10 protein-coding genes are annotated in these 7,973 nt (G+C 29.7%); 9 read left to right on the forward strand and 1 reads right to left on the reverse strand.

What is annotated here, in order from left to right:
* Positions 1-849 (reverse strand): nucleotidyltransferase (locus HUJ77_RS13300; protein WP_291709392.1); only part of this gene is annotated, 849 nt, incomplete at its 3' end.
* 237 nt (positions 850-1,086) lie between these two features.
* Here HUJ77_RS13300 and pta point away from each other — a divergent pair.
* The 9 genes from pta to HUJ77_RS13345 form a co-directional block, all read left to right on the forward strand.
* Complete coding sequence (pta, locus tag HUJ77_RS13305) at positions 1,087-2,088, forward strand: phosphate acetyltransferase (RefSeq protein WP_291709395.1); 1,002 nt, start codon at positions 1,087-1,089, stop codon at positions 2,086-2,088.
* Positions 2,089-2,115: 27 nt separating this feature from the next.
* A complete protein-coding gene (locus HUJ77_RS13310) occupies positions 2,116-3,312 on the forward strand; it encodes an acetate kinase (protein WP_291709397.1) in 1,197 nt (398 codons plus the stop codon).
* Positions 3,313-3,512: 200 nt separating this feature from the next.
* Positions 3,513-4,022 (forward strand): DUF177 domain-containing protein, encoded by a 510-nt coding sequence (locus HUJ77_RS13315; RefSeq protein ID WP_291709398.1) that lies wholly within the window; start codon positions 3,513-3,515, stop codon positions 4,020-4,022.
* A 2-nt stretch (positions 4,023-4,024) separates the two neighbouring features.
* The gene (gene rpmF / locus HUJ77_RS13320; RefSeq protein ID WP_008678357.1) at positions 4,025-4,210 is read left to right on the forward strand and encodes a 50S ribosomal protein L32; all 186 of its coding nucleotides are present in this window, start codon (positions 4,025-4,027) and stop codon (positions 4,208-4,210) included.
* Between the two features lie 54 nt (positions 4,211-4,264).
* On the forward strand, positions 4,265-5,266 hold the full coding sequence (gene plsX, locus HUJ77_RS13325) for a phosphate acyltransferase PlsX (protein WP_291709400.1): 1,002 nt from the start codon (positions 4,265-4,267) through the stop codon (positions 5,264-5,266).
* A gap of 76 nt (positions 5,267-5,342) precedes the next feature.
* The gene (acpP, locus tag HUJ77_RS13330) at positions 5,343-5,573 is read left to right on the forward strand and encodes an acyl carrier protein (RefSeq protein ID WP_291709402.1); all 231 of its coding nucleotides are present in this window, start codon (positions 5,343-5,345) and stop codon (positions 5,571-5,573) included.
* A gap of 125 nt (positions 5,574-5,698) precedes the next feature.
* Positions 5,699-6,388, forward strand: coding sequence for a ribonuclease III (gene rnc, locus HUJ77_RS13335; RefSeq protein WP_291709403.1), 690 nt, complete (start codon positions 5,699-5,701; stop codon positions 6,386-6,388).
* Position 6,389: 1 nt separating this feature from the next.
* The gene (locus HUJ77_RS13340) at positions 6,390-7,427 is read left to right on the forward strand and encodes a radical SAM protein (protein WP_291709405.1); all 1,038 of its coding nucleotides are present in this window, start codon (positions 6,390-6,392) and stop codon (positions 7,425-7,427) included.
* Positions 7,428-7,608: 181 nt separating this feature from the next.
* On the forward strand, positions 7,609-7,973 hold a 365-nt coding region (locus HUJ77_RS13345), incomplete at its 3' end, for an AAA family ATPase (protein ID WP_291709407.1).

A 7,973-nucleotide genomic window follows, 5' to 3' on the forward strand; every position in this document is an offset into this window, starting at 1 on the left:
AATTTCTTTAATAAATTTATTATCAATTCCTTCTTTTACTTCAAAAAGATTGTTAAAATTTATGCAATTTGTTAGCAATCTATATTTAATATATTTATACATATTTTCTTCAAAAACAAAAGGATAATTATTATTTGCCAAGGATTTAAGCATATCTAAAGAAGGCGATGGTATATAATTTTCTAATGAATTAAGGTTAAATCCATTTTTTATATTTTCTCTAATACTTGTAGCAGAAGAAAATATAGTATTAAGTTCCTTGTCATTATATTTAGATCCTTCTCTTTTCATTGTTAAAGGAGTTATATTGCTATTACTTTTAAGTATAGCTTTAATATATTCAATTCCAAGGATATTATTGGAGTTAAGAAGAACTTCATTTAGAGAATCTTCATTTAAAATATTAATTAAAGCTTTTTCTCTAGCCTTAGCATATGTAATGCCCGATTTTAAGTTTTCTTTAATTTTTAGTTTAAGTTCTTTAGGCTCATTGGTCAATATTCTAGCTATCTTATATAATAAATCTATATCGCCACATTCGCTTCCAAAAAAAATATTATCAACAACTCCAAGACGATCTAGAATATTTACAGCACCTTTAGCAAAGAATTCAGCTGAAGAAACTGCATAGAAAGCAGGAAGTTCAATAATTAAATCAACTCCGTTTAATAAAGCCATTTCAGCTCTTTTCCACTTATCTATTATTGCTGGTTCGCCTCTTTGTACGAAGTTTCCACTCATAATACAAACTACAGCATCACAGTTTGTTGCTTTCTTTGCTGTATTAAGATGATATAGGTGCCCGTTGTGAAAAGGGTTATATTCAGTAATTATTCCTGTTATATTCATAAATACACTCCTTAATGGGAAAGATAAAATTATTATATCATATAAGTTTTATTAATATAGCATTTATATTACATTGTTAAAAATTTAATGAAGTTAAGGGTGATTTTGGAATATTGAGAAAATTTTGAATAAAAAGAATTAAAACTTTTGATTATTTAAGGTTGAAAAATATAGTTATTTAGGAGTATATTAGATTATGGAAAGAAGTTCGTACTTTTTTTGAAAGGAGAAGTTATTATGGAACTGATGAAAAAATTATGGGAATCAGCAAAAGCTGATAAAAGAAAAATAGTTCTTCCAGAAGGTGATGAGGAAAGAACTATAGTTGCAGCTCAAAAAATACAAGAGTTAGGTTTAGCTTATGTAATTTTAGTAGGCGATAAAGAAAAAATTGAAGATAAAGCAAAAGAATTAACTGTTAATTTAGACGGTGTAGAAATAATAGACCCAAATAAATCAGATAGACTAGAGGCATATGTAAACGAGTTTTATGAATTAAGAAAAAACAAAGGTATGACTTTAGAAAAAGCAGAAAAAATTGTTAGAGATCCATTATATTTTGGGACAATGATGGTTAAACTAAATGATGCAGATGGAATGGTTTCAGGTGCAGTACATACTACAGGAGATTTACTAAGACCAGGTCTTCAAGTTATAAAGACTGCTCCAGGGGTTTCAGTAGTATCAAGTTTCTTCATAATGATGGTTCCAGGATCAAAATATGGTGAAGAGGGTATGTTATTATTCTCAGACTGTGCAGTTAATCCTAACCCAACATATGAACAATTAGCAGCTATAGCTATAGCTACAGCTGATACTGCAAAAAATCTTTGTAAAATGGAGCCAAGAGTAGCTATGCTATCTTTCTCAACTATGGGAAGTGCAGATCACGAAATGGTAGATAAAGTTAGAAGAGCAACAGAACTTGCTAAAGAATTAAGACCAGATTTACAAATAGATGGAGAATTACAATTAGATGCAGCTATAGTAGATAAAGTAGCAGCTCAAAAGGCACCAAATAGCAATGTAGCTGGAAAAGCAAATGTATTAATTTTCCCAGATTTACAAAGCGGAAATATAGGATATAAATTAGTTCAAAGATTTGCAAATGCAGAAGCAATTGGACCTATGTGTCAAGGTTTTGCAAAACCAATAAATGATTTATCAAGAGGATGTAGCTCAGAAGATATAGTTAATGTTGTTGCGTTAACAGCAGTTCAAGCACAAGCTCAAAAATAATATCCATTAGGAAGGAGTATAATACAAATGAAAGTTTTAGTTATCAATTGCGGTAGTTCATCGCTTAAGTATCAATTAATTGATATGACAACGGAGGAGTCTTTAGCACAAGGACTTGTAGAAAGAATAGGAATTGAGGGTTCAGTATTAACTCAAAAAGTAGAAGGTAGAGAAAAATATATAGTTAAGCAACCAATGTCAGATCATAAAGTTGGTATAAAATTAGTTTTAGACGCATTAGTAGATAAAGACAATGGAGTTATATCATCAATGGATGAAATCACAGCTGTTGGACATAGAGTTGTTCATGGCGGTGAAAAATACAAATCTTCAGTTCTTATAAATAATGAAGTAAAAGATTATATTAAAGATTGCTTTAAATTAGCACCTTTACATAATCCAGCAAATATGATAGGGATAGAAGCTTGTGAAGAGCTAATGCCTAACACTCCAATGGTAGCTGTTTTCGATACTGCCTTCCATGGAACAATGCCAGAAGAAGCATATCTTTATGCACTTCCATATGATTTATACAAAAAACATGGAATAAGAAAGTATGGATTCCATGGTACTTCTCATAAATATGTTTCTCAAAAAGTTGCAGAAGTTATGGGTAAAGACATAAAGGATTTAAAAATAATAACTTGTCACTTAGGTAATGGTGCAAGCTTAGCTGCAATTAAAAATGGAGTTTCTATTGATACATCAATGGGATTCACACCACTTGAAGGTGTAGCTATGGGAACAAGATCTGGTAATATAGATCCTGCAATAGTTACTTTCTTAATGAAAGAAGAAGGTTTATCTGTTGATGAAGTAAATGACTTATTAAACAAAAAGTCAGGTGTTCTTGGGATATCAGGAATTAGTTCAGACTTTAGAGATATAGAAGATGCTGCATTTAAAGAAAATGTTCATAGAGCAAAATTAGCTCTTGCTATATTTGAATATAAGGTTAGAGCTACAATTGGATCATATGCTGCTGTTATGGGTGGTGTAGATGCAATAGTATTCACAGCTGGTGTAGGTGAAAATGGACCAGAAACAAGAGAATCTATACTTACAGGACTAGAATTCCTTGGCGTTGAAGTAGATAAAGAAAAGAATAACGTTAGAGGGAAAGTTAGAGAAATTTCTAAAGAAGGATGCAAAGTTAAAGCATTTGTAATTCCAACTAACGAAGAATTAGTTATAGCAAGAGATACAGTTGAATTAATTAAATAATTAATTTACTAAGTGCATAATTATTAGTTGAGTTATTTATGTAAAATCACTTGACTTTTAATCATGCACTTTATATAATAAATTGTGTTTATTCGGCAAATATTTATCTAAGGAGTGAAATAAAGCTTGGCTCAAGCTATGTACATAACGTACATAATGTATCCAGAAGGATATGAGGACAGGGTCTAGAGCAAGTACATATGATTATACAATTTTCAGATCTTATTTCATCAAAAAATAGAAAAAAAGAAGTTAATATAACATATGAATTAGCTCCACTTTATTTTGATGGAGAAAAAATAGAAGCTGTAGAAGATTTAAATGTAGTTGGAGATGTTAACTCTGTTGGAGATGTTTTAACTCTAAGAGCTTCGATAAAAACGAAATTGAAACTGCATTGTTCAAGGTGCCTAGAGGCCTTTATCTATCCAATAGATATTGATATAGAAGAAAGGTTTACAAATAATAAGGAACTTCAAGATGATGAAGAAATTATTTTTGTAGATAGCGATACTTTTGATATTGCTAAAACAGTTGAAAATATTATTATTTCAACCTTACCTATTAAGAGACTTTGCACAGATAGCTGTAAGGGACTTTGTCACCAATGTGGTAAAAATCTTAATGAAGGTTCTTGTCATTGTGAAACAAATGATGTAGACTTAAGACTGGCGAAGTTACAAGAGCTATTTGGAAATAAGGAGGTGTAGTAATGGGAAATCCTGCGAGAAAAACGTATAGAGCAAAGAGAAATTCAAGAAGAGCTCAAACTTTTAAGGCGAGCTTACCTGGAATAGTTGAATGTCCACAATGTCATGAAATGAAGTTAGCTCACAGAGTTTGCAAGAACTGTGGATTCTATAAAGGTAAAGAAGTAGTTGCTTCTGTAGAAGAATAAAGAAAGTCTAATGACTTTCTTTTCTTTATATATAAGGAAAAGGGGTGAAGATTTATGAAAATAGCTATAGATGGAATGGGTGGAGATAATGCACCTAAGGCTGTAGTTGAAGGAGTTATTAAATCTATTAATGAATACCAAGGAATAGAGTACTACATAACAGGACCAAAAGAACAAATAGAAGATGAATTAAAGAATTATACTTATGATAAATCTTTAGTTAAAGTAGTAGATGCTAGAGAAATAATTTCACCTAATGAACATCCTGTAATGGCTTTAAAGAAGAAAAAAGATTCAAGTTTATATAAAGCTTTAAAACTTGTTAAGGATAAAGAGTGTGATGCTGTAATATCAGGTGGTAGCACAGGTGCATTTTTAGCAGGTTGTACACTAGTAGTAGGTAGAATTAAAGGTATTGAAAGACCAGCCCTTGCTCCTATAATGCCAGGGAAAAACGGAAGTTTTATGATTGTTGATGCTGGTGCAAACGTTGACTGTAAACCAAATTATTTAGTTCAATTTGCAAAGATGGGAAAAATATATTATCAAGGAGTTTTAGGAGATGAGAATCCTTCAATTGGTCTTGTTAATATTGGAGCAGAAGAGGAAAAGGGAAACGAATTAACAAAGGCTGCTCATAAACTTCTAAAAGAAGAAAAGGATTTGAATTTTGTTGGTAATGTAGAACCAAGAGAGACATCAAAAGGAAATACAAAGGTTTTAGTTTGTGATGGCTTTGTTGGGAATACGCTATTAAAAATGTACGAAGGGGTTGCCTCTACATTACTTGGAATGATAAAAGAAGAAATTTTAGCGAGTGGACTAATAAGTAAAATAGGAGCTGTATTATTGAAACCTGTTTTTAAAACATTAAAGGTTAAATTTGATTATAAAGAAGTAGGTGGAGCTCCGTTTTTAGGTGTAGATGGTATTTGTATTAAAGCTCATGGAAGTTCAGATGGAAAGGCATTTAAAAATGCTATAAGGCAAACAAAAACTTTTTATGATAACGGTGTTCTTGAAAAAATTAAAGAAGAGATACAAAATAATATATAATAAATACCAATATGTATATTGACTAGATAAATAATATATAATATTATCTAAATGATGTATGTAGGAGGTGATTTAGATGTTCGAAAAAGTTAGAGAAATTATAGCAGAAAAGTTAAGTATTAATGAAGATGAAATTACAATGGACTCTTCTTTCCTTGATGATTTAAATGCAGATTCATTAGATTTAGTTGAACTTATGATGGCTTTAGAAGATGAATTAGATACTGAAATTCCAGATGAAGAAGCAGAAGGCTTCAAAACTGTTGGAGATGTTGTTAAGTATTTAAAAAATCACGTAGAAGAGTAATTTAATCCCGCAAAAGTGCGGGATTTTATATTTAAAATTATAATTAAATTAGTTTATTCTTGAATTTGTTTTATAAAGTTTATATAATAAGCAAATTGAAGAATAAACTTTGAGGAGTTGTAAAGATGGCAAAGTTTAATATTAGTGAAGTTGAAGAATATATAGGAGTTAATTTTAATGAACCAAGAGTTCTAAAAACTGCATTAACTCATAGTTCATACGCAAATCAACATAAAGATGAGGAATATAATGAAAGATTTGAATTCTTAGGAGATTCAATACTTCAATTATGTATTACTGAATATTTGTTTTTAAATTATAAAAATAAAAGTGAAGGTGAGTTAACTAAAATAAGAAGTTTAATTGTTTGTGAAAACTCACTTTATGAAATAGGAAAGAAATTAAATTTAGGTTATTTTATTAGAATGAGTAAAGGCGAAGAGTTAACTGGAGGAAGAGAAAGAGTTTCTATAATAGCTGACTCAGTTGAAGCTTTACTTGCTGCAATTTATTTAGATAAAGGATTAGAATTTGTTAAAGATTATATATTAGGTCATTTTAGAGAAATAATTGAAAAAGCTATAAATAATGATATTATTTTAGATTATAAAACTAAACTTCAAGAAGAGATGCAAAAATCAGGAGAAGTTAGTATAGTATATGAACTTTTAAAATATGAGGGACCTCCTCATAGAAGAAAATTCTATACTTCTGTTATAGTTGAAGATAAAGAACTAGGAACAGGAGAAGGATATAGTAAAAAAGAATCGGAACAAAATGCAGCTAAGGAAGCATTAAAGTCTTTGGAGGGATAAAATGAATAAGAGACATTATATTATTCCTATATTTATATCTCATATAGGGTGTCCACATCAATGTGTCTTTTGTAATCAAGATAAAATAGCAAAGGAAGTAGAAAATGAAGTTACAGGACAGGATGTTAAAAATACTATAGAAGATTATTTAAAAACTATTGATCATAATAATTCAACTGTAGAAGTATCATTTTTTGGTGGAACCTTTACTGCTATTAATGTAAATAAACAAAAGGAATTACTAAAGGTTGCAAAAGCATATAAGGACAAAGGTCTAATAGATAAAATTAGAATGTCCACTAGACCTGATGCCATAAATGGTTATATATTAAGTTATTTGAAAGAATATAATGTAGATATCATAGAACTTGGAGTGCAATCTTTAGATGATGAAATTTTAAAATTATCTGGGAGAGGTCATACAGCAAAGGATGTTGAAAAGGCTTCTAAGTTAATAAAAGAATATAAATTTACTTTAGGACATCAAATTATGCCAGGTCTTCCAGGTGATACATTTGAAAAAGATATTGAGACTGCTATAAAATCTATAGCTATGGAGCCAGATATATGTAGAATTTATCCTGCTTTAGTAATAAAGGATACTCCTATGGAATTAATGTATAAAAGAGGGGAATATACTCCTTATTCATTAGAGGAAGCAGTAGATATTTCTAAAGAATTATATAAGCTTTATACACAGGCAAAAATTAATATAATTAGAATAGGCTTACAACCTACAGAAAATATAACTTGGGGAGGAGATTTGGTAGATGGACCATTTCATCCAGCCTTTAGAGAATTAGTAGAAGGAAGCTTAATATGTGATAAAATTAAAGAGGAAATTAATGAAGATGAAGATATAATTATTGAAATAAATTCTAAAGATCTTAGTAAACTATATGCGAATAAAAAAGTTTACTTCAATAATTTAAAAAATAATCATAATGGTAAAATATTAGTTAATACTAAAGATAAATTAAAAAGAGGTAATCTTAATATTATAGTTATAAAGAGAACTAGCGAGATAAGTATAAGGTAGGCAATATTTTGCCTACCTTATATTGATATTTTATTATCTTTACTATAAACTAAAATAGGACAGGAGTGTTGATTATGAAAAAGAAAACAAGACAAAAGCTCATGCAAGTAATAACTATAGTTCTAGCTATTATGCTTTCAGTTAGTTTACTAGTATCATTGATTAGTTAAGGAGTGTATCTATGTTTTTAAAATCCCTAGAAATAAGAGGTTTTAAATCTTTTGCAGATAAAACCAATTTAAACTTTAAAAAAGGTGTTACAGCAGTAGTTGGTCCAAACGGTAGTGGGAAGAGCAATATTTCTGATTCCGTAAGATGGGTTCTTGGTGAGCAAAGTGTTAAGACTTTAAGAGGCGGAAAAATGGAAGATGTAATTTTCGCAGGAACACAATTTAGAAAACCAGTAGGATTAGCACAAGTTTCACTAACACTAGATAATTCTGATAATTCTTTAGACACTGATTACTCAGAAGTAACTGTAACTAGAAGAATATTTAGGTCTGGAGAAACAGAATATTTAATAAATAATCAAAAATGTAGATTAAA

It is taken from the genome of Clostridium sp. (assembly GCF_021443865.1).
In the GTDB taxonomy this organism is placed as follows: domain Bacteria; phylum Bacillota; class Clostridia; order Clostridiales; family Clostridiaceae; genus Clostridium.

Coding starts and splice junctions, on each gene's coding strand:
- HUJ77_RS13340 (WP_291709405.1), top strand. CDS start 6,390: ATGAATAAGAGACATTATATTATTCCTATATTTATATCTCATATAGGG.
- rnc (WP_291709403.1), top strand. CDS start 5,699: ATGGCAAAGTTTAATATTAGTGAAGTTGAAGAATATATAGGAGTTAAT.
- rpmF (WP_008678357.1), top strand. CDS start 4,025: ATGGGAAATCCTGCGAGAAAAACGTATAGAGCAAAGAGAAATTCAAGA.
- pta (WP_291709395.1), top strand. CDS start 1,087: ATGGAACTGATGAAAAAATTATGGGAATCAGCAAAAGCTGATAAAAGA.
- acpP (WP_291709402.1), top strand. CDS start 5,343: ATGTTCGAAAAAGTTAGAGAAATTATAGCAGAAAAGTTAAGTATTAAT.
- HUJ77_RS13315 (WP_291709398.1), top strand. CDS start 3,513: ATGATTATACAATTTTCAGATCTTATTTCATCAAAAAATAGAAAAAAA.
- plsX (WP_291709400.1), top strand. CDS start 4,265: ATGAAAATAGCTATAGATGGAATGGGTGGAGATAATGCACCTAAGGCT.
- HUJ77_RS13310 (WP_291709397.1), top strand. CDS start 2,116: ATGAAAGTTTTAGTTATCAATTGCGGTAGTTCATCGCTTAAGTATCAA.